General features: G+C 69.7%; 19 protein-coding genes and 1 tRNA gene. 16 read left to right on the top strand and 4 right to left on the bottom strand.

The window, feature by feature from the left end:
* The first annotated feature begins 47 nt into the window (after positions 1 to 47).
* On the top strand, positions 48 to 1,721 hold the full coding sequence (locus EP757_RS14900) for a bifunctional diguanylate cyclase/phosphodiesterase (protein ID WP_127546495.1): 1,674 nt from the start codon (positions 48 to 50) through the stop codon (positions 1,719 to 1,721).
* A 31-nt stretch (positions 1,722 to 1,752) separates the two neighbouring features.
* Here EP757_RS14900 and fxsT read toward each other — a convergent pair whose 3' ends face one another.
* Positions 1,753 to 4,176 carry an FxSxx-COOH system tetratricopeptide repeat protein gene (gene fxsT / locus EP757_RS14895; protein ID WP_127546490.1) on the bottom strand — a complete coding sequence of 808 codons (2,424 nt, stop codon included), beginning with the start codon at positions 4,174 to 4,176 and terminating at the stop codon, positions 1,753 to 1,755.
* A 92-nt stretch (positions 4,177 to 4,268) separates the two neighbouring features.
* Between fxsT and EP757_RS14890 the strand changes: the two genes are divergently transcribed.
* The gene (locus EP757_RS14890) at positions 4,269 to 4,586 is read left to right on the top strand and encodes an STAS domain-containing protein (RefSeq protein WP_127546487.1); all 318 of its coding nucleotides are present in this window, start codon (positions 4,269 to 4,271) and stop codon (positions 4,584 to 4,586) included.
* On the opposite strand, the gene EP757_RS14885 is transcribed toward EP757_RS14890, so the two are convergent.
* The gene (locus EP757_RS14885; RefSeq protein WP_127546484.1) at positions 4,576 to 5,844 is read right to left on the bottom strand and encodes an MFS transporter; all 1,269 of its coding nucleotides are present in this window, start codon (positions 5,842 to 5,844) and stop codon (positions 4,576 to 4,578) included. The genes EP757_RS14890 and EP757_RS14885 overlap by 11 nt on opposite strands.
* Positions 5,845 to 5,897: 53 nt before the next feature.
* Between EP757_RS14885 and EP757_RS14880 the strand changes: the two genes are divergently transcribed.
* From EP757_RS14880 to EP757_RS14830, 11 genes are all read left to right on the top strand, one after another.
* Positions 5,898 to 6,887, top strand: a complete 990-nt coding sequence (locus EP757_RS14880; RefSeq protein WP_127546481.1) for a GlxA family transcriptional regulator — start codon at positions 5,898 to 5,900, stop codon at positions 6,885 to 6,887.
* A 45-nt stretch (positions 6,888 to 6,932) separates the two neighbouring features.
* A complete protein-coding gene (locus EP757_RS14875) occupies positions 6,933 to 8,597 on the top strand; it encodes a GspE/PulE family protein (protein ID WP_127546478.1) in 1,665 nt (554 codons plus the stop codon).
* An 89-nt stretch (positions 8,598 to 8,686) separates the two neighbouring features.
* Positions 8,687 to 9,805 carry a type IV pilus twitching motility protein PilT gene (locus EP757_RS14870; RefSeq protein ID WP_127554248.1) on the top strand — a complete coding sequence of 373 codons (1,119 nt, stop codon included), beginning with the start codon at positions 8,687 to 8,689 and terminating at the stop codon, positions 9,803 to 9,805.
* A 4-nt stretch (positions 9,806 to 9,809) separates the two neighbouring features.
* Complete coding sequence (locus EP757_RS14865) at positions 9,810 to 11,042, top strand: type II secretion system F family protein (RefSeq protein WP_127546475.1); 1,233 nt, start codon at positions 9,810 to 9,812, stop codon at positions 11,040 to 11,042.
* A gap of 72 nt (positions 11,043 to 11,114) precedes the next feature.
* Positions 11,115 to 11,606 (top strand): type II secretion system protein, encoded by a 492-nt coding sequence (locus EP757_RS14860; protein WP_305032840.1) that lies wholly within the window; start codon positions 11,115 to 11,117, stop codon positions 11,604 to 11,606.
* 78 nt (positions 11,607 to 11,684) lie between these two features.
* Positions 11,685 to 12,473: an A24 family peptidase gene (locus EP757_RS14855; protein ID WP_127546472.1), complete on the top strand. Its 789-nt coding sequence runs from the start codon at positions 11,685 to 11,687 to the stop codon at positions 12,471 to 12,473.
* Positions 12,474 to 12,509: 36 nt separating this feature from the next.
* On the top strand, positions 12,510 to 13,535 hold the full coding sequence (gene pilM / locus EP757_RS14850; RefSeq protein ID WP_127546469.1) for a type IV pilus assembly protein PilM: 1,026 nt from the start codon (positions 12,510 to 12,512) through the stop codon (positions 13,533 to 13,535).
* Entirely contained in the window at positions 13,532 to 14,236 is a 705-nt protein-coding gene (locus tag EP757_RS14845; protein ID WP_127546466.1) for a hypothetical protein, read from the top strand. The genes pilM and EP757_RS14845 overlap by 4 nt, the downstream gene beginning before the upstream one ends.
* Positions 14,236 to 14,829, top strand: a complete 594-nt coding sequence (pilO, locus tag EP757_RS14840; RefSeq protein WP_127546463.1) for a type 4a pilus biogenesis protein PilO — start codon at positions 14,236 to 14,238, stop codon at positions 14,827 to 14,829. Before EP757_RS14845 ends, pilO begins: the two co-directional genes overlap by 1 nt.
* A 34-nt stretch (positions 14,830 to 14,863) precedes the next feature.
* Complete coding sequence (locus tag EP757_RS14835) at positions 14,864 to 15,142, top strand: hypothetical protein (protein WP_127546461.1); 279 nt, start codon at positions 14,864 to 14,866, stop codon at positions 15,140 to 15,142.
* A 43-nt stretch (positions 15,143 to 15,185) separates the two neighbouring features.
* A complete protein-coding gene (locus EP757_RS14830; protein ID WP_127546458.1) occupies positions 15,186 to 15,662 on the top strand; it encodes a hypothetical protein in 477 nt (158 codons plus the stop codon).
* Positions 15,663 to 15,704: 42 nt separating this feature from the next.
* Here EP757_RS14830 and EP757_RS14825 read toward each other — a convergent pair.
* Both EP757_RS14825 and EP757_RS14820 read right to left on the bottom strand, forming a co-directional pair.
* Positions 15,705 to 15,777: transfer RNA gene (locus tag EP757_RS14825), tRNA-Ala, on the bottom strand.
* Positions 15,778 to 15,854: 77 nt separating this feature from the next.
* Positions 15,855 to 16,451 (bottom strand): YqgE/AlgH family protein, encoded by a 597-nt coding sequence (locus EP757_RS14820; protein WP_127546455.1) that lies wholly within the window; start codon positions 16,449 to 16,451, stop codon positions 15,855 to 15,857.
* 76 nt (positions 16,452 to 16,527) lie between these two features.
* On the opposite strand from EP757_RS14820, the gene EP757_RS14815 reads away from it, so the two are divergent.
* The 3 genes from EP757_RS14815 (at position 16,528) to EP757_RS14805 (ending at position 19,290) form a co-directional block, all read left to right on the top strand.
* Positions 16,528 to 17,334 (top strand): S-methyl-5'-thioadenosine phosphorylase, encoded by an 807-nt coding sequence (locus tag EP757_RS14815; protein WP_127546452.1) that lies wholly within the window; start codon positions 16,528 to 16,530, stop codon positions 17,332 to 17,334.
* Positions 17,335 to 17,420: 86 nt separating this feature from the next.
* Complete coding sequence (locus EP757_RS14810) at positions 17,421 to 18,464, top strand: type IV toxin-antitoxin system AbiEi family antitoxin (protein WP_232050511.1); 1,044 nt, start codon at positions 17,421 to 17,423, stop codon at positions 18,462 to 18,464.
* The gene (locus EP757_RS14805) at positions 18,442 to 19,290 is read left to right on the top strand and encodes a hypothetical protein (RefSeq protein WP_127546449.1); all 849 of its coding nucleotides are present in this window, start codon (positions 18,442 to 18,444) and stop codon (positions 19,288 to 19,290) included. The genes EP757_RS14810 and EP757_RS14805 overlap by 23 nt, the downstream gene beginning before the upstream one ends.
* Positions 19,291 to 19,378 lie beyond the last annotated feature (88 nt).

Genomic DNA, 19,378 nt, shown 5'->3' with positions numbered 1-19,378 from the left:
TCATACGCACCGCCCGCGAACCGATCTGACTCGCCGGAGGTGGGATCGTGGGTCGCAACGCTCTCTTGGATCGGGTACGGCTCGGTGTCGACGACACCGTGGTCATCGCTTCGCTCGTCCTGCTCGCCTGGCCGGCCACCGGTGGATCGCACCCGGGTGGACCGACCGGCTGGCAGATCGTGCCGCTGCTGGCCGCGATCAGTCTCGGACTCGCCGTGCTGCTCGACGGCGGCCGGACGATCCTGCGTCACGTGGTCACCGTCGTGGCGCTGCTGACCGCCGGTGTGCGGCTGAGCAACCACGATCTGGAGCCCAACGCGATCTGGCTGGTGCTGCTGGTCGCGGTCGCCGTGCTGGTCCGGGAGTACCTCGGCCGGCAGGTGCAGACTGAGCAGAACCGGCAGCAGGCGCTGCTCGCCCAGCACGCGTTCCGCGACCCGCTGACCGGGCTCGGCAACCGGTCGATGTTCCTGGAGTACGCCGGTGAGGTGATGGCCGAACCGGCCCGCAACCAGACCGCGGTGATCATCGTGGACCTGGACGGGTTCAAGGGCATCAACGACTTCCACGGGCACGCGGTCGGCGACGAGCTGCTGCGCGCCGCCGCCGAACGGCTCTCCGTCAACGTCCGCGCCAACGACACCGTGGCCCGGCTCGACGGCGACGAGTTCGCGGTGCTGCTGCCCGGCGTCGAGGACGAGCAGGCGGCCCTCGCCGTCGCCGAGCGGGTCCTGGCCGAACTGCACCGGCCGCTCACCGTCGGCGGCGTCCCGATGAACGTCCGGGTCAGCGCCGGTGTCGCGGTGGCCCGCGAAGGCGACCGGCTGGACTACGTGCTCGGCCGCGCCGACCAGGCCCTCTACCGTGCCAAGCAGGAGGGTGGCGGCGTCGCCCGGCGCTTCGACCCGGTGCTGTTCGCCGCGGCCGAGGCCCGCCGGCGCGCCGAGGCCGACCTGATGCGCGGTCTCGACGCGGGCGAGTTCGAGGTCTACTACCAGCCGATCGTCGACCTGGACGGCGGCGCGCAGACCGTCGGCGTGGAAGCCCTGATCCGCTGGCGGCACCCGGAACGCGGCCTGATGGCACCGGCCGAGTTCCTCGACCTCGCCGAATCCCTCGGCCTGCTCCCCCGGATCGGCGAGTGGGTGCTCGAGGAGTCCTGCAAGCAGGCGATCAGCTGGCAGAAGGGCTTCCCCGGCTTCGAGCTCAACGTCAACCTCTCCGCCTCGCAGCTCGGCAACCCGAAGCTGATCGAGGAGGTGCAGGCGATCCTGGACCGTACCGGCCTGCCCCCACACGACCTCGTGCTGGAACTCACCGAGTCGGTGGCGCTCACCGACCTGGAGGAGTCGGCGCGGGTGCTCGGCGCGCTCAAGGCCCTCGGCGTACGGCTGGCCCTCGACGACTTCGGCACCGGCTTCTCGTCGCTCAGCCACCTGAGCGCCCTGCCCGTGGACGTCGTCAAGATCGACCGCTCGTTCGTCCAGGCCATGCCGGCCAGCGGCGGCGCGTCGGTGGCCGAGGCGGTGCTGCACATCGCCCGCACCTTCAACCTGGCGCCGGTCGCCGAAGGTGTCGAGGACGAGGCTCAGGCGGCGTGGCTGCGGGAACTCGGGGCGGGGCGGGCACAGGGCTACCACTTCGCCCGGCCGATGCCCGCTGTCGAGGTGACCGAGCTGCTGGACAAGCAGGCCGCCACCGTGATCCGGATGACGGCCTGAGGGCTCTCCGCGATCATGGAAGATCGCGGAGTCACAGCGGCGGCAGATCGATGTCCGTCTCCAGGCGTTCGCCGGCGGCGGTCCTCCGGAACAGCGGATGGCCGTCGCCGAACGCCTTCGCCAGCTCGTCGAGGGCCTGCTGCTGCGCGGCTTCGTCGCCGTCGCCGAGCGCGAGGTTCCACGCGCAGGCCACGGTGTCCGGATGATCCGGACCGCGGACCGCCCGGGACCGGCGCAGCGTGTCGGCTGCCAACTCCCGGGCCGGCTGCGCCTCCCCCGCCGCGGCGAGATCGGCCGCGAAACCGTTCGCGCAGCTCAGGGTGAACGGATGGTCGGCGCCGACACTGCGACGCAGGCCGCCGAGCACTTCCTGGTCGATGGTCCGGGCTTCGGCGTACCGGCCGGCCGCCCGCACCACGGCGGCCAGGCCGGCCGACGCGGCGAGGGTGAACGGATGCTCGTCGCCGAGCACCGCGTGGTATCGGATCACCGCGCGTTCCAGCAGCTCGTGGGCGCCGGCCAGGTCGCCGTCGGCACGGGCGCAGTGGGCCAGCGAGACGGCGGCGGCGAGCGTGTCGACGTTCAGGTCACCGAACTTCTGCCGGCAGGCGGCGAAGTTCGCGGCGGCCAGTTCCCGGGCCTCCGGCTCGCCCCGGCGGCGGGCGGCCATCGCGGCGAACCGGCCGGCCCAGAGCGCGAAAGGGTGATCGGCCGGGACCCGGCCGGGCGGCCCGTCGGCGAGCAGCGCGGCGGCCCCGGCGTAGTCGCCCAGCCCGTACAGGTCGAAGGCGAGACCGGTCCGGGACGACAGCGTCTCCGGGTGACCGTCCACGAAGATCGCCTGGCGGTGCCGCAGGGTGGTCTCGTCGAGCGACCGGGCGCCCCGGAAGTCGCCGAGCAGCCGCAGGTCGGCGGCGAGGTTGTTGGCGCAGCGCAGCGCGGTCGGGAAACTCTCGCCGAAGAGCCGCCTGTACCGCACCAGGTTGTCCGCGTCGAGCTGCCGTGCCTGACCGAAGTGGCCCTGCATCCGCAGGTCGCCGCCGACACTGTTCGCGGTGGCCAGCGTCGCCTCGTCGTCGCCGCCGAAGACCTCCCGCTGGGTGCGCAGCGTCTGCAGATTCAGGTTCCGGGCATCCGAGGTACGGCCGACCGCACGCAACGCGTTCGCCAGGTGGAACGCCGCCAGCAGCGTCTGCTCGGCCGACTCGCCGAGGGCGTCACGCCAGCGGGCCACCGCCGAGGACGCCAGGTCGCGGCTGGAGTCGTAGTCGCCCCGGGCGAAGTGGAACCGGATGCAGTTGATGACGAGCTGCCGGACCTCCTCGGCGTCGCCGCCGAGCAGATCGGAGTGGATCAGGTGCGGGGCCAGCTCGGCGTACCGGTACCACCCGGCGGGGTTGTCCGGGTCGCCCGGGTCGGCGGCGGCCAGCATCCCGCGGACCGTACGCAGCAGGGCCGCGTGCCGTTCCGAGCTGAGCTCCTGGCCGAACATGCCGCGGACCAGCGGGTGCACGGTGAGGCTCTCGCCGGCCGGGTCCAGCTCGGCCAGGCCGAACCGCCCGATCCGGCGCATCGCGGCGCGCAGCCGGCGTTCCACCCGGACGGTGCGGGCCAGCTCGGCGTCGAGCGGCAGGGTGCGGGCCGCCCAGAGCAGCCGCCACGAGATCGGGGCGCTGGCCAGGAAGGTGCAGAGTTCGAGCAGGACCCGGTCGGCCGGCGCGTTCTCGCCGAGCGCCTCGGCGGCCAGGCCCCAGGACACCCTGATGGGCGTCGGGAACGCTAGCTCCGCGGCGCGTTCGTCGTACCGCCGCAGGTATTCGGCCGGCGGCCAGCCGGACGCCTCGCGCACCGCGGCGGCCAGGTCGAGCGCCATCGGCACGTCGTCCAGCCGGGACGCGAGCTGGTCGGCGTCGGCTGCGGACAGCTCCGGCGCCCGGGCCCGCAGCAGGTCCACACTGTCCGTCCGGTCGAAGACCGGGACCGGCATGGCCTGCGCCACCTCGGCCGTCCACCGGGGATTGCGGCTGGTCACCAGCACGTGCCCGGCCCCGCTCGGCAGGTACGGCATGATGTCCTCGGGCCGGTTGGCGTTCTCGAAGACGACCAGCCAGTTCCGGTAGGGCTCGCCCCGGCTCAGGGCATCGCGGACCGCGCCCAGTGTCCGGTTGAGATCGCGCGCCTCGGGGACGCCGAGCTGCTGCGCGAGACCGGCGAGGGCGGCGCGCATCCCGGCGTTCTGCTCGGCCGGGATCCACCAGACCAGGTCGTAGCTCTCGGCGTGCCGATAGGCATACTCCACGGCCAGCTGGGTACGTCCGGTACCGCCGAGTTGGTGCTCAGGGCTCGGCAGCAGCACCACCGGACCGTTGCCGAGCAGGCCACGCACCCGGGTCAGCAGCTCCTCACGGCCCACGAAGCGGGGGTTGCGCGGCGGCAGGCCGCCACGGATCGGCACACTGTGCTCCTCACGTGTTGGTGATGCCGATTACCGTACGTGGAACCCCCGCCAACGCAAAGCGGGCACGCGCCCGGAACGGAAGGCCTGCCGTGACCGATGAGATCGTGACGAGCCTGGATGTGGCCGACGGCACCGCCACGGTGTCGCTGACCGGCGAGATCGACATCCTGACCGTGGAACAGGTGCGGGTCGTGCTGGGGGAGGCGGTCGCCAGTCGTCCGCAGCGGATCGTGGTCGACATGGCCGGGGTGGCGTTCATCGACTCGACCGGTCTGGGCGCGCTGATCTCCGCCTTCCAGCGGGCCCGGGACGCGGGGATCCGTTTCGGTCTCACCCGGCCGGGTGACAACGTCCGACAGATCCTGGTCCTCAGTGGCCTGCTCGAGGTCGTCGAGCTCATCCCCTGATCAGGCCCAGCTCCGGCGTGATCGTCTTGATCCTGGTGCCGGCGAAGAGCATGAGGCTCAGCACGGAGGCCAGGATCGCCAGGGCGCCGGCGCCGTACCAGGCGGCCGTGTACTCACCGAGCTGGTCGCGGACCACACCCGCGGTGGTGGCCGCGATCGCCGCGCCGAACTGGTGCGAGGCGAAGACCCAGCCGAAGACGATCGGACCGGCCGCGCCGAAGTATTCCCGGCAGAGCGTGACCGTCGGCGGCACGGTGGCCACCCAGTCCAGGCCGTAGAAGAGGATGAACACCAGCATGCTCGGGTGTGCGGTGGCGGCCAGGATCGACGGCAGCACCAGGAGCGACAGGCCGCGCAGGAAGTAGTAGCCGCCGAGCAGGATCCGGCTGTCCACCCGGTCGGTCAGCCAGCCGGACGCGATCGTCCCGGCGATGTCGAAGACGCCGACCAGCGCGAGCAGCCCGGCCGCCGTGGTCTGCGGCATCCCGTGATCGTGAGCGGCCGGGATGAAGTGCGTGCCGACCAGGCCGTTCGTGGTGGCGCCGCAGATCGCGAAACCGCCGGCCAGCAGCCAGAAGGCGCGGGTCCTGGCGGCGTCGCGCAGTCCGCGTAGAGCGGTGCGGGCCGCACCACGTGGTTGGTCGATCCTGGAGGCGCCGATGCCTCCGTAGGCGGTCACCCCCAGGTCCGCCGGGAAATCCCTCAACCGCCAGAAGATCAGGGGTACGACGAGCAGCGCCGCCACCGAGACGGTCAGCGCCGCCGTCCGCCAGCCGTCCGACTCGGCGATCCGGGAGAGGGCCGGCAGGAAGATCAGGTTTCCGGTGGCGCCGCCCGCCGTGAGCACGCCGGTGACCAGCCCGCGGTGCTTCACGAACCACCGGCCGGTGATCGTCGCGACGAATCCGAGGGCGAGCGAGCCGGTGCCGAGCCCGACCAGGACACCCCAGCAGAGGATGAGCTGCCAGCTCTGCGTCATCCAGAGGGTGAGGAACGAGCCCAGCGAGACGAGGAAGAGGGCGGCCATCGCCACCCGGCGGATGCCGAACTTGTCCATGAGCGCCGCGGCGAACGGCGCGGTCAGGCCGTAGAGCAGCAGGTTCACCGAGACGGCGGCCGAGATGGTGCCGAGCGACCAGCCGAACTCGTCGTGGAGTGGCTGCAGCAGGACGGACGGAGTGGCGCGGAAGCCCGCGGCGCCGATCAGCGCGATGAAGGTCACCGCTGCGACGGCCCAGGCGGGGTGGATTCGTCTCACGTCACCGATTCTTCGGTCTCGGGCACGTCCGGACGAGTGGCCGGGAGGCCATCATGCGCAAGAATCGAGCCATGGTCGCTCCTTCCAGGCACACCATCGGCGTCCTCCTCTGCGACGGCGTCGTCCCGTTCGACCTCGGCACCGTCACGCAGGTCTTCGGCACCGCACGGGACGCCGGCGGGAAGCACCTCTACGACGTCGTGGTCTGCGGGTCCGGTCCGGTGCTCACCGAGGCGGGTTTCACGATCACGCCCGCCTTCGGTCTCGACGAGCTGGCCCGCGCCGACACGGTGGTGGTCCCCGGCGTGCACGGCGGTGGTCCGGTGACCGACGGGACACTTCCTTCTGACGTACGGGCAACGCTCCTGGCAGCGGCCGCCCGCGGCGTGAGGATCGTCTCGATCTGCACGGCAGCGTCGGTCCTGGCCGCCGCCGGGCTCCTGGACGGCCGGCCGGCGGCGACCCACTGGGCCTGGGCGAAGCGGATCGGCGGCCTCTACCCGCAGGTCCGGTGGGACTTCGACGTGCTCTTCGTCGACGACGGCGACGTGCTGACGTCGGCCGGTGTCGGCGCCGGCATCGACCTCTGCCTGCACATCGTGCGCAGCGACCACGGCGCCGACGTGGCGAACCGGGTGGCTCGCCGCTGCGTGGTGCCGCCGTGGCGGGACGGCGGCCAGGCCCAGTTCATCGAACGCCCGGTGCCGGCCGTCGCCGGTAACGGCACCGAATCCACCCGGGCCTGGGTGCTGGAACGGCTGGCCGATCCGGTGAGTCTGGAGGAGATGGCCGCGCACGCGCGGATGAGCGTGCGGACGTTCACCAGGCACTTCCGGGACGAGACGGGCCTGAGCCCACGGCAGTGGCTGCTGCGGCAGCGGGTGGAGCACGCCCGCATCCTGCTCGAGTCGACCGATCTGGCGGTGGAGGTGGTGGCCCGCCGGGCCGGGCTGGGCAGCGGCACCGCATTGAGGCAGCATCTGCACGCCGCGATCGGAGTGGCGCCTTCCGCCTATCGCCGGACGTTCCGGCACACCGGGTGATTAAGCAATCCGGCGGTTCGTCCGATGGGTCCCACGGAGGACTCGATGGATCAAACGTTCCGCCCGCTGCTCGATGCCCTCAAGCAGATCGGCGTCGACCCGCACGCGGTCGACGCCGCCGCTGAGGAGGCTCACCGCAGCGGACGGCCGGTCCGGGCAGTCCTGATCAACGACCAGGTCGTCACCGAGGAGCAGCTCACCCAGGCGGCCGCCGCGGCGTTCGGCATCAACACCCTCGACCTGGTCGGTTTCACGCCGGACCCGGTCGCGCTCAAGCGCATCCCGCTGCCGGTGGTCCTGCGGCACCGGGTCCTCGGCCTGGCGATCAACGACGGCGAGCTGGTCGTCGGCGTGACCGACCCGGCCGACGTGGTGGCGCTCGACGACGTCCGGGCCGCGACCGGCATGACGATCCGGCCCGTCGTGGTGGCCCGCAGCGAGGTCCGCCGGATCATCGAGCGCCTCCAGCGGGAGGGCGCCGACCTGGCCGACCTCGCCGACGACGCCGAGGAATCGGCCGAGATGGCCGCGCAGGCCACCAGCACCGAGGACGCGCCGATCGTCCGGTACGTGAACAGCCTGATCGAGCAGGCCGTCATGAACCGCGCCTCCGACCTGCACCTGGAGCCGACCGAGGACGACATGAGGGTGCGGTACCGGATCGACGGCGTGCTGCACGAGCTGGACATCGTGCCGCGCGGCGTGATGGCCGCCCTGACCTCGCGCATCAAGATCATGTCGGGCGTCGACATCACCGAGAAGCGGGTGCCGCAGAACGGCCGCATCACGTCGCTGATCCGGGGCCGGCCGGTCGACCTGCGTGCCGCGACACTCCCCACGGTCTGGGGCGAGAAGATCGTGCTCCGTGTCCTGGACACCGGCGGCATCGACCTCGACCTGGCGAAACTCGGCTTCACCCAGCACAACCTGGACCGCTTCAGCGAGTCGTTCAGCAAGCCGCACGGGATGGTGCTGGTCACCGGGCCGACCGGTTCCGGCAAGTCCACCACGCTCTACGCGACCCTCGGCAAGATCAGCCGGCCGGAGGTCAACGTGATCACGGTCGAGGACCCGGTCGAGTACCGGCTGCGCGGCGTCAATCAGGTGCAGGTCAACGCGAAGGCCGGGCTGACGTTCGCGGCGGTGCTGCCGGCGATCCTGCGTACCGACCCGGACGTCGTGCTGATCGGTGAGATCCGGGACGGCAACACCGCCCAGATCGCCGTGGAGGCCGCGCTCACCGGCCACCTGCTGCTCTCCACCCTGCACACCAACGACGCCCCGGGCGCTGTCACCCGGCTCACCGAGATGGGCATCGAGCCCTTCCTGGTCGGCTCGTCGCTCGACTGCGTGCTGGCCCAGCGTCTCGCCCGGCGCATCTGCGACTGGTGCAAGGAGGCCTACGCGCCGACCGAGGAGGAGGTGCTGGCCGCCCGCTGGCCCCTCGACGATCTGGCCTATCCGCAGGTGCTGTACCGGCCGGTGGGCTGCCGGAACTGCGCGAACACCGGGTACAAGGGCCGGATCGCGCTGCACGAGGTGATGCCGGTCAGCCCGGAGATCGAGTCGCTGACCATCCGACGCGCCTCGGCCGGTGAGATCCGCGAGGTCGCGCTGGCCCAGGGCATGTACGACCTGCGCGCCGACGGCCTGGCCAAGGCTGCCGGGGGCCTGACGTCACTGCGGGAGGTGTCCCGAGTCGCCGTTTGATCCCCGTACGCACCCCTTCGGCTACTAAAGCGGGTCCCCTCGGTGCCGAAAAAACAGGTGTCGGAACCATGAAAGGTCTGGAGCGGGAAATGGACACGATCGAGCAGGTTCGGCAGCCGGAGTCGGCAGCCGCCTCCGACGATCTGGACGTGCTCGACCAGTTGCTCGTCACTCTGGTGGAGTCGCGGGGCTCCGACCTGCACCTCACGGTCGGCTCGCCGCCGATGATGCGGGTCGACGGCTCGCTGCGGCCGGTCCCCGGGTACGGCAAACTGAACGCCGCCGACACCGAACTGCTGGCCCGCGCCGCGGTGAGCCCGGCGCAGTGGGAGATCTTCCTGCGCGAGCAGGAGATGGACTTCGCGCACAGCATCGTCGGCGTCTCCCGTTTCCGCGGCAACCTCTACCGGCAGCGGACGTCGTGCGGCGCCGTCTTCCGGGCCATCCCCCACAAGATCAAGCCGCTGGACGAGCTGGGCATGCCGGAGTCGGTGGCCCGTTTCGCCCACCTGCCCCGCGGCCTGGTCCTGGTCACCGGCCCGACCGGTTCCGGCAAGACCACCACCCTGGCCTCCCTTCTCGACCTGGCGAACCGCTCCCGGGCGGACCACATCATCACGATCGAGGACCCGATCGAGTTCCTGCACCCGCACAAGCGCAGCGTGGTCAACCAGCGTGAGGTGGGCGCGGACACCGAGAACTTCGCGAGCGCCCTCAAGCACGCGCTGCGGCAGGACCCGGACATCATCCTCGTCGGCGAGCTGCGCGACCTGGAGACGACGGCGACCGCGCTGACCGCCGCGGAGACCGGTCACCTGGTGCTGGCGACGCTGCACACGCAGAGCGCCACCCAGACCATCGACCGCGTCATCGACATCTTCCCCCCGCACCAGCAGCTCCAGATCCGCGCCCAGCTGGCCGCCAGCCTCCAGGGCGTGATCACCCAGGCTCTCGCGTCCAAGGCCGACGGAAAGGGGCGCGTCGTGATCGCTGAGATCCTCACCGCGACCCCGGCCATCCGCAGCCTGATCCGCGAGGGGAAGTCGCACCAGATCCCGTCGTTCATGCAGGCCGGCGCCAGCGAGGGCATGCTCGCCTTCGACCAGCACCTGGCCGAGAAGGTACGGGAGGGCGTGATCAGCATGCAGACCGCGCTCGAACTCAGCCACTCATCGGACGAGCTCAAACGGCTCGTGGGACGGTCGTGAACGGATGCCGGCCACCAAGACCTTCAACTACAACTCGATCGACGCCCACGGCAAGAAGTCGAAGGGCACGATCGAGGCGCCCAACGAGGCCGCCGCCACCCACATGCTGCGCTCGCGCGGCGAGGTGCCGATCGGGCTGACCCTGGCCGGACAGGGCCTGCAGCGCGAGGTGAAGATCCCTGGCCTGGGCAACCGGGTCAAGCTCAAGGACCTCGCGGTGTTCGCCCGGCAGTTCGCGACGATGACCTCGTCCGGCATGTCGCTGCTGCGCTCGCTCGCGATCCTCGAGGAGCAGACCTCGGCGGCGCCGCTGAAGAAGGCGATCGCCGAGGTACGGACGGACGTGGCAGCGGGCGGCGGGCTCTCCGCGTCGATGGCCAAGCACGACCGGGTCTTCCCGCGCCTGATGATCGCCATGGTCCGGGCCGGCGAGACCGGCGGCATGATCGACAAGGCTCTCGAACAGATCGCCGAGAGCCTGGAGAAGGACACCGCGCTCCGCGGCAAGATCAAGGGCGCGCTGACCTACCCGGCGATCGTGCTGGGCTTCACGTTCATCATGATCGCCGGCGTTCTGATCTTCATCGTCCCGATCTTCGAGGGGATGTTCAAGAACCTCGGCGGCGAGCTGCCCGCGCCGACCCAGTTCCTCGTCACGGCGAGCCGCAACATGGGCTGGGTCGGCCCGCTGGTCCTCGGCCTGGGCTTCGGCGGCACCTTCGCCTACAAACGGCAGATCCGGGCCAGTGCCGACTTCCGGCTCAAGGTCGACCAGGTGAAGCTCCGCATGCCGGTCTTCGGGCCGCTGCTGCGCAAATTGGCGATGAGCCGGTTCTCCCGCAACCTCGGGCTCCTGCTCAATGTCGGCGTACCCGTCATGCAGGCGCTGTCGGTGGTCGGCGAGACGACCGGCAACGAGGTCATCAACGTCGCCATGAAGGACGTGCAGGCCACCGTACGCGACGGCCAGCCGATGTCCTCGGCGCTCCGCAATCACAAGATCTTCCCCGAGATGGTCACTCAGATGATCGAAGTCGGCGAAGAAAGCGGTCAGATCAGTCAGATGCTCGACAAGGTTGCCGATTTCTACGACCGAGAGGTCGACGAGGCAGCCGAATCCCTGACCGCGGCGATCGAACCGATCATGGTGGTCGTCATGGGCACCGTGGTCGGCAGCATGGTCATCTGCCTCTACCTGCCGATGTTCACCATCGGCCAGAACATTCAGACGAGCTGACACAGCTGTCCCCCCGGCCGATCCCGACGGCCGGTATCGCACCACCTTTCCCCGCCCCATCCTCATCAGCCCATGGAGGCACCCCGAATGCAGGACGTCATCGCCAAGCTCCGCGCCAAGAAGGGCGACGAAGGCTTCACCCTGATCGAGCTCCTCGTGGTCGTGGTCATCATCGGTGTCCTCGTCGCCATCGCGGTCCCGGTGTACCTGAACTACCGCCAGGGCGCCGCCGACAAGTCGGCCCAGTCCGACGTCCGCGGCGCGATCAGCGCGGTCGAGCAGTTCTACACGAACAACGGCAACGCGTACCCGACCACGGCGCAGACCGCGACCGCGACCGGCACCGTGACGTCGCTGACGCTGACGAAGATCGGCTCGGGCACCGACGCCACCATCACGCTCTCCGACAAGACCCAGCTCGCCTACGTCCCGAACGGCACCACCGCGTACCTGATCTGCGCCAACAACACCGGTGGCAGCGGCAAGTGGTACGTCTACGACAGCTCGACCGGCGGCTCGGTCAAGACCGCCAGCGGCACGCTGTCCCTGACCACCTGCAAGTGATCCGTCACTTCGGTCCCGGGTGTCCCGCCCGGGACCGGAGTCCTGCGTCGAAGCCCGCCGCGAGCCGATAGGAAGGTCATGACGGAGACGGTGCTGCTCCTCTGCCTGACCGGCGTGTTCGGTCTCGCGGTGGGCTCGTTCCTGAACGTCGTGATCTACCGGGTGCCGCGCGGCGAGTCGCTGGTACGTCCCGGCTCGCACTGCCCGCACTGCGGCAACGCGGTCCGGGCCAGGCACAACGTCCCGGTGTTCGGCTGGCTGATGCTCCGCGGACGCTGTGCCGACTGCCGGGCGCCGATCAGTGCCCGATACCCGCTGGTCGAGGCCGGCACCGCGGCCCTGTTCGTCGCCGTCGCCGCCCGGTTCGGCTGGTCCTGGGAACTGCCCGCCTACCTCTACCTCGCGGCCGTCGCGATCGCCCTGGCCCTCATCGACCTGGACGTCATGCGGCTGCCCGACAAGATCGTGCTGCCCTCGTACGCAGTGGCCCTCGCTCTTCTCGTGCCGGTCTCGCTCGCCGCCGGTGACCTGAGCGCGGTGATCCGCGGCCTGGCGGCGGCGGTGGTGCTCTACGTGTTCTACCTGGTCATCGCGTTCTGGGGGATGGGCGGCGGCGACGTGAAGCTCGCCCCGCTGCTCGGCTTCTACCTCGGCTGGCTCGGCTGGGACGCGGTCGCGATCGGCGCGTTCGCCGGCTTCCTGCTCGGCGGGCTGGTCGGCGCGGTGCTGCTCACCCTGAAACTGGCCGGCCGCAAGAGCAAGATCCCGTTCGGCCCGTACATGCTGGCCGGCGCGTTCCTCGCGGTCTTCGCGGCGGCGCCGCTCGGCGACTGGTACGCCGGACTGCTCCTCGCACCGACGTACTGATTGATTCCGCTCGCGCTCTGACAGGAAGGAAGGTCGATGGCCGGCGCAACTCCGATCGGGCTCGACATCGGCTCGTCCTCCATCCGGGCGGTCGAGATCCGGCGTTCCAAGGACGACTACTCGCTGATCAACTTCGGTCAGTTCCCGCTGCCTCCGGGCACCGTCACCGGCGGCGTGGTCCAGGACCCGGTCGCCGTCACCGCCGCGCTCAAGCAGCTCTGGGCGGCCAGCCGGTTCGGCACCAAGAAGGTCAGCCTCGGCGTCACCAACCCGCAGCTCGTGGTCCGGGAGATGTCGATCGCGAACCTGCCGGCCAACCAGATGAAGCAGGCGCTGCCGTTCCAGGTGAAGGAGGCGCTCCCGCTGGCGGTCGAGCGCTCCCTGCTCGACTTCTACCCGCTCGAGGAGCCGGGCGACAACGCGACCGTACGCGGCCTGCTCATCGCCATGCCGAAGGACGCCGTGGTCACCCTCGTGCAATCCGTCGAGAAGGCGGGGCTGACCGTCAACGACGTCGACCTCGCGTCGTTCGCCCTGCTGCGGGCGGCCTCCCGGCTGGACGCGCAGGTCGAGGCGATCGTCGACATCGGCGCCAACATCACCAGCGTCGTGGTGCACGCGGACGGTGAGCCGATCTTCGTGCGTACCCTCCCCCGCGGCGGCACCGAGATCACCGAGAGCATCGCGACCCGGCTCGGCGTGGACACCACCGAGGCCGAGGTGATCAAGTGCCGGTTCGGGCTGCACGGCGACGGCAACCCGGACACGGTCGCGGCGCTCACCGACGCGGTCCGGCCGCTCTCCAGCGAGCTGCGCAGCTCCTTCACGTACCTGGCCTCCGGCGAACGGCAGAAACAGGTGACCCGGGTGTCGCTCTGCGGCGGCAGCGCGCTGATGCCCGGCCTCGCCGAGCACCTGCAGGAGCAGCTCGGTGTCGCGGTCATGTACGCGGACAGCACGGCCCGCCTGCGCGACACCCGGCGGGCCCGGGAACGTGGATTCGAAAGTTTCGTGCCGTCGGCGGCGGTGTCGATCGGCCTGACCCTGGGAGCGGCCCGATGACGACGGTCCTGATGCCCCTGGATCCCTCGGTCTCCCCGCAACAGGCGGCCCGGGTGCTGACCATCCGAGCCGACCTGTTGCCGCCGGAGATCCGCGACGGGCGGCGGGCCCGGCGTACCCGCGGCTTCGTCCTCGTCTCCCTTGCGATCGTCATCGGTCTGCTGGCGAGCTGGTACTGGATCGCCGTCCAGGACCTGAACACGGCCCGGGACGAGAACAACGCCGCCTTCTCCGAGCTCACCGACGTGCAGCGGACGCAGCAGAAGGACCCCGAGGTGCAGGCCCTGATCCAGGCCGAGAACGGCACGACGCTGCTCGCCCGGGAACTCAAGGTGGTCCTCGCCGACGACCTCTCCTGGGCGAACCTGCTCGACCTGATCCGGGCGAAGGCCAAGACGGAGAAGGTGACGGTCACCGGGATCTCCGCCGCGCTCTACTCCGCCGGCAACAACGCGATCACCGACACCGGCACCGACGTCGGCACCGCGACCGTCACCGGCACCGCCAAGAACAAGAAGATCGTCGCCGCGTACGTGGACGCCCTCAGCGACCTCAAGGACGTCGACAACCCGTTCGTCAGCAACATCGACAGCGCCGGCAGCAACGCGGTCTCCTTCAGCATCACCGTGACCATCACCGAGGAAGCGCTCTGCGGCCGGCTCGTCGACGAGGACCACGTCTGCCCGAGCGGAGGAAAGTGATGACGGCACGACGCATCGACAGCATCTGGCTGATCGGCGGCATCTCACTGATCGCCGTCCTCATCGTCGCCAGCTGGTTCCTCATGATCAAGCCGAAGTACGCGGAGGCGGACGGCGAACGCGAGCAGGCCGGCACGATCACAGCGCAGGCCAGCAGCCTGAAGAGCAAATACTCGCAGCAGAAGAAGCGCGCCGAGGACCTGGACGAGTACATGGCGAAGCTCGCCACCTACCAGGCCGCCCTGCCGGGGAAGAGCAACAACAACGACATCCCGGCGTTCCTCCGCGAGCTGCAGACCCTCGGCACCAAACTCTCGGTCGACGTGAGCGCGTACAGCGCGGCCGCGCCGGAGACCGCCGACGGCGCCGCCACCGTCACCGAACTGCCGATCACGCTGAACGCGTCCGGCAAGACCACGAACCTCAGCAAGTTCATGAAGCAGCTGCAGGGCACCCAGCCCCGCGCCGTCCTGGTCGAGAGCGCCAATCTCACCACCGAAGGTGACTACGCCGCGGTCTCGCTGTCGCTGAACGCCTTCATCACCACGTCCGAGACGGCCGACCTGGCCGAGCTCAAAGAGAGCCTGTCCTGATTCGACCGCACCTCATCCGGGCATGGATCGACACATGGCTCTACTGAGGAAGGAATCGCGCCTGGTAACGGTCGACGGCGTCGTCTATCGCTGGCGTGTCCGCAAACGCCCGTCCCGCCCGGCCCCACTGTCCTTCGCCGTCGAACAGGCCGACCGCCGAGGCGCCATCCTGCTGGCCACCCTTCCCGAACCACCCACCTGGTCCGGCGTCCCCCGGGTCCCCGCCCTGGTGGCCGACATGGTCCGCCAGGGCAGAGAGCAGGGCTGGCGCCCCGACGAGCCAGGATCGGCATTCCCACTGCGCGCGGCCTGACGACGCCTTCCGGCGCGGCCCCAGGCGGTGGCACTCTGGCCTCATGGAGCTTGCCGAGCTACATACGGACAGCAGAAGAGCCGTGGCCAGACACAGCGTCGCCCGGGACGAATTGGTGCTGCTCGCTCGGGACCCCAGCCCGGCGGTACGCAATGCCGTGGCCAAGAACCCCCACACGCCTCGCGAAGTCCTGTGTTTCCTGACCGCGGACGGCGAACGCCGGGTCCAGGTCAGCGCCTTCCGGAGGCTGGCTCGGAGTCACCGGCTGAACTCGATCGCGCCGTTGGCCCGCAAACCGATAAAGCGGTGCACCAGCCGCGAGATCGCCATCCTGCAAGCAGTGATCGCCGATTGCGTCGAGGACGAAGCCGTGCGGCAGACTGCACAGGCCCTTCTGCCGGACCACGAGAGAAATCTCGTGTCGTGCTTGAAAGCAGCATTCGAGCTGGCCCGAAAGCCGCGCACCAGGTTCGCTTGCCCGATGCTGGCTCTCGTCGCCGAGGACCTCATCAAACCGTGACAACAAAAAACGCCCGGACTCAGTCCGGGCGTTTCGCAAGGGTGGAGCTGAGGGGACTCGAACCCCTGACCCCCACACTGCCAGTGTGGTGCGCTACCAGCTGCGCCACAGCCCCTTGCCTTCGTCCCCGGCGTTTCCCCCGGGCACGCTGGAAATACTACACACCTCCGCGGAGGGGGTTGCGGCACCCCCTCAGTTCAGGGTGGGGTCCGGGGGGAAGTGGGCCACAGCAGCGAGGATGTCGCCCTGGCGGCGCAGGACCATGGCCCACAGGTCGTCGGGTCGTTCGACGAAGGGGTCGCCGGGGAGGGCGTCGAAGACGAACCAGGAGCCGGCCGCGATCTCTTCTTCGAGCTGGCCGGCGGACCAGCCGGAGTAGCCGGCGAAGACGCGGATGCCGGCGACGTTCTCCCGCATGCGGTCGGGGTCGGCGGAGAGGTCGAGGGTGCCGAGAGCGCCGCTGACAGGATGAAAACCGGACACGCGCTTCTTCACCTCGGGCCGGGTGCGTGCCAGGCAGATGGCCGACTCGGGCTGGACCGGGCCGCCTTCGAAGAGGACTGCCGGGTCGCCGGCGAGCTCGCCCCAGTTGCCGAGGACCTCGGCGACGGGGACTTCCGTCGCCCGGTTGAGGACGACGCCGAGAGCGCCGCCGGTCTCATGGGCGACGAGCAGCACCACCGTACGATCGAAGTTCGGATCTTTGAGGGTGGGCGTCGCAACGAGGAGCTGCCCGGTCATCGACTCCACCGGCCGGCCTCCCACCCGCTGCTGCCCCTCACCGAACATCTGATTACCGCCGTCCGCTCGACGTAGCCATGTCAGCACATTAGCTTGCGTTTCCGGCCGCGGATAAGGTCTGGACATGAACCCGCCACCTACGGCAGCAGAGATCGGCGTCATCGGCGGATCGGGGCTGTACGCGCTCCTCGACAACGCCACGGAAATCGAGGTGACCACGCCGTACGGCGATCCCTCCGACAAGATCACCGTGGCCGATGTGAACGGCCGCCGGGTGGCCTTCCTGCCGCGTCACGGGCGCGACCACCGGTTCCCGCCGCACAAGATCCCCTATCGGGCGAACCTGTGGGCGCTGCGTTCCCTGGGCGTCCGCCAGATCATCGCGCCGTGTGCCGTCGGTGGCCTGCGCCCGGAGCTCGGCCCGGGCACGTTCGTCGTGCCGGACCAGCTGATCGACCGGACGAGTGGCCGCGAGCAGACGTTCTACGACGAAGGCGCCGTGCACCTCTCGTTCGCCGATCCGTACTGCCCGACGGGCCGCTCCGTCGTCCTGAGTTCCGCCGAGCGGGTGAACGCCGTCGACGGCGGCACCATGGTCGTCGTCGAGGGCCCGCGTTTCTCCACCCGCGCCGAGTCCCGCTGGTTCACCGCGATCGGCGGCACGATCGTGAACATGACCGGTCACCCGGAAGCGGTCCTGGCTCGCGAGCTGGAGCTCTGCTACACGGCGATCGCGCTGGTGACCGACTTGGACGCGGGTGTCGAGGGCGACCACGGCGTCACCCAGGAAGAGGTCTTCCGCGTCTTCGCGGAGAACACCGCCCGCCTCCGCGAGGTCCTGCTGGACGCGGTGGTCAAGCTGCCCACCGACCGTTCCTGTCCCTGCAAGGACGCCCTGGCGGGCATCAAACTGCCGATTCGACTGCCCTGACCTCGTACGCGGGAGCGTTCAGTTCGAAGGTGCGTTCAGTTATTCTGAACAAGCTAGAAAACTGAACACCCTGATGGAGATGACTCGTGGTCAGTGAAGTGATGGCGCGGGTGGAGGGCGCCCGGGAGCGCCTCCGCGAGTTCGGCATCGGCCTGACGATCGAGTCCCTGGAGCCGCCCGACGCCCCGCACGGCGACCTCGGCGCCGATGCCATCGTCACGCTGTCCCGGGCGAAGGCCAGAGCCCGTTATGCGGTGGTCGTCATGCCGCAGATGACCATGAGTTCCCTGGCACACCGGAGGCACGCGAAGGGCTCCCTTCCGGTGCTGTTGATCGGCGATCGGGTCAGTCCGCGGAGCGCCGCGGGCTTCCGGCTTGCCGATGTCCAGTTCATCGACACGCTGGGAAACGCATTCATCACGTTCGGACCCGTGTTCATCGAGATCGAGGGACGCACGAAGCCTTCACACGCCGGCCCGAAGATCACCTCCGAGTCGGCCCGGGCGGAACGGCCGAACAATCTCTTCAGTGCCGGCCGGGCGCAACTCGTCCTCGCGTTGCTCGCCTGGCCCGAATTGGCCCAGAGCGGTATCCGCTCATTGGCCAGGGCGGCAGGCGTCTCCCTCGGGACGGCACAGGGAGCGGTGACCGAGCTCGGGAGTGCCGGGCTTCTCACTCGGTCGGAGGAGAACTTCATCCCCAGCGAGAGGCTGCTCGAGTACTGGGCCGCCGCCTATCCCTCAGGGCTCGGCCGCCGGGTGCGTCTCGCCGAGTACCACGGAGACCCCGGGCAGCCGCTCCGAAGCAACCAGCCCATCTTCCTGAGCAGCGAGTCCGCCGAAGGCGTCGACATCGCGCGCCCGGCGACGCTGACCGCGTACGTGTCTGCTCTGGATCCGAAGCTGCCCATCCTGAACCGGTGGAGCGCGAGCCCGGATCTCGTATCGAACGTCTTCATCCGCCAGAAATTCTGGATCTCGCCACGCCCTCACGAGGAGGATCCCGAGGGCCGGCAGCAGAACGCTCCATGGCCTTTGGTCTACGCGGACCTCCTGTCCACCGGAGACGCGCGCCTCGCCGAAGTGGCCGAGAAGTGGAGGATTCGCCATGCTCGACCTCACCCGAGCTGATCCGGGACTGCTGCACCTCGCCGACGCGGTGGTGACCGAACTCCTCGCCACGTCGACAGCGCTCGACGCGGCGCAGATCATGATCGTCGGCGCGCACAGCCGGGACATCATGCAGAGCGCCCTCGGACACGGGTTCGGCCTCCGCGCCACGACCGACATCGACCTGGGGCTCGCGATATCGAACTGGCCGGCTTACGGCGAGCTGGTCGAGAAACTTCCGCCGTCCGGAAACACCGGGATTCAGTTCCGGATCGCGAATGTGCCCGCGGATCTCATGCCGTTCGGCGACGTCGAGGATCCGCGAGGAACGGTCACCCCGCCGGCCCGCAACGAGCCACTCAGCGTATGGGGTTTCGCCGAGGTGTTCGCCGCGGCACTGCCGCTGACACTGCCGAGCGGCGGCACGATCAAGATCCCCACCGTCGCGGGATACGCCGCTTTGAAGCTCGCCGCGTGGCTGGATCGCAGCGAGTACAACGAGTTCAAGGACGCCATCGACATAGCCACCGTCCTCTACTGGTACGCGAAATCGCCGGTGGTGAACGACTACGTCTACGAATCGGAACACGGTCAGGACCTGCTGCTCGCCGAGGACACGGATGACACCGCCGCCGCAGTCCGCGTGCTCGGTGAGCACCTCGCCGCCGCGATGGGCCCCGATCGCCTCACCGAGATCACCGAACGCTGGCTCCGCTCCGCGAAGGCCGCTCATCTCTACGACCACATGACCGTGACGAGTGCCCCGGGTTGGCCGCGCTCACCGGAACGTCGCCGGTCATTGATCCAGGCCATGGAACGCGGCATGGGCATGGCCCGGCCGCGCTGAAACGGCGACGGCGGCACGGCCCTCGTGGGCCGTACCGCCGTTCCAGGTGAACTCTCCCCCGCTCTCGCGGCTTCGAGTGACCCCCACT

Origin of the sequence: Actinoplanes sp. OR16, assembly GCF_004001265.1 — a bacterium.
Taxonomy (GTDB): domain Bacteria; phylum Actinomycetota; class Actinomycetes; order Mycobacteriales; family Micromonosporaceae; genus Actinoplanes.
This window is presented reverse-complemented; position numbering and strand designations above follow the sequence as displayed.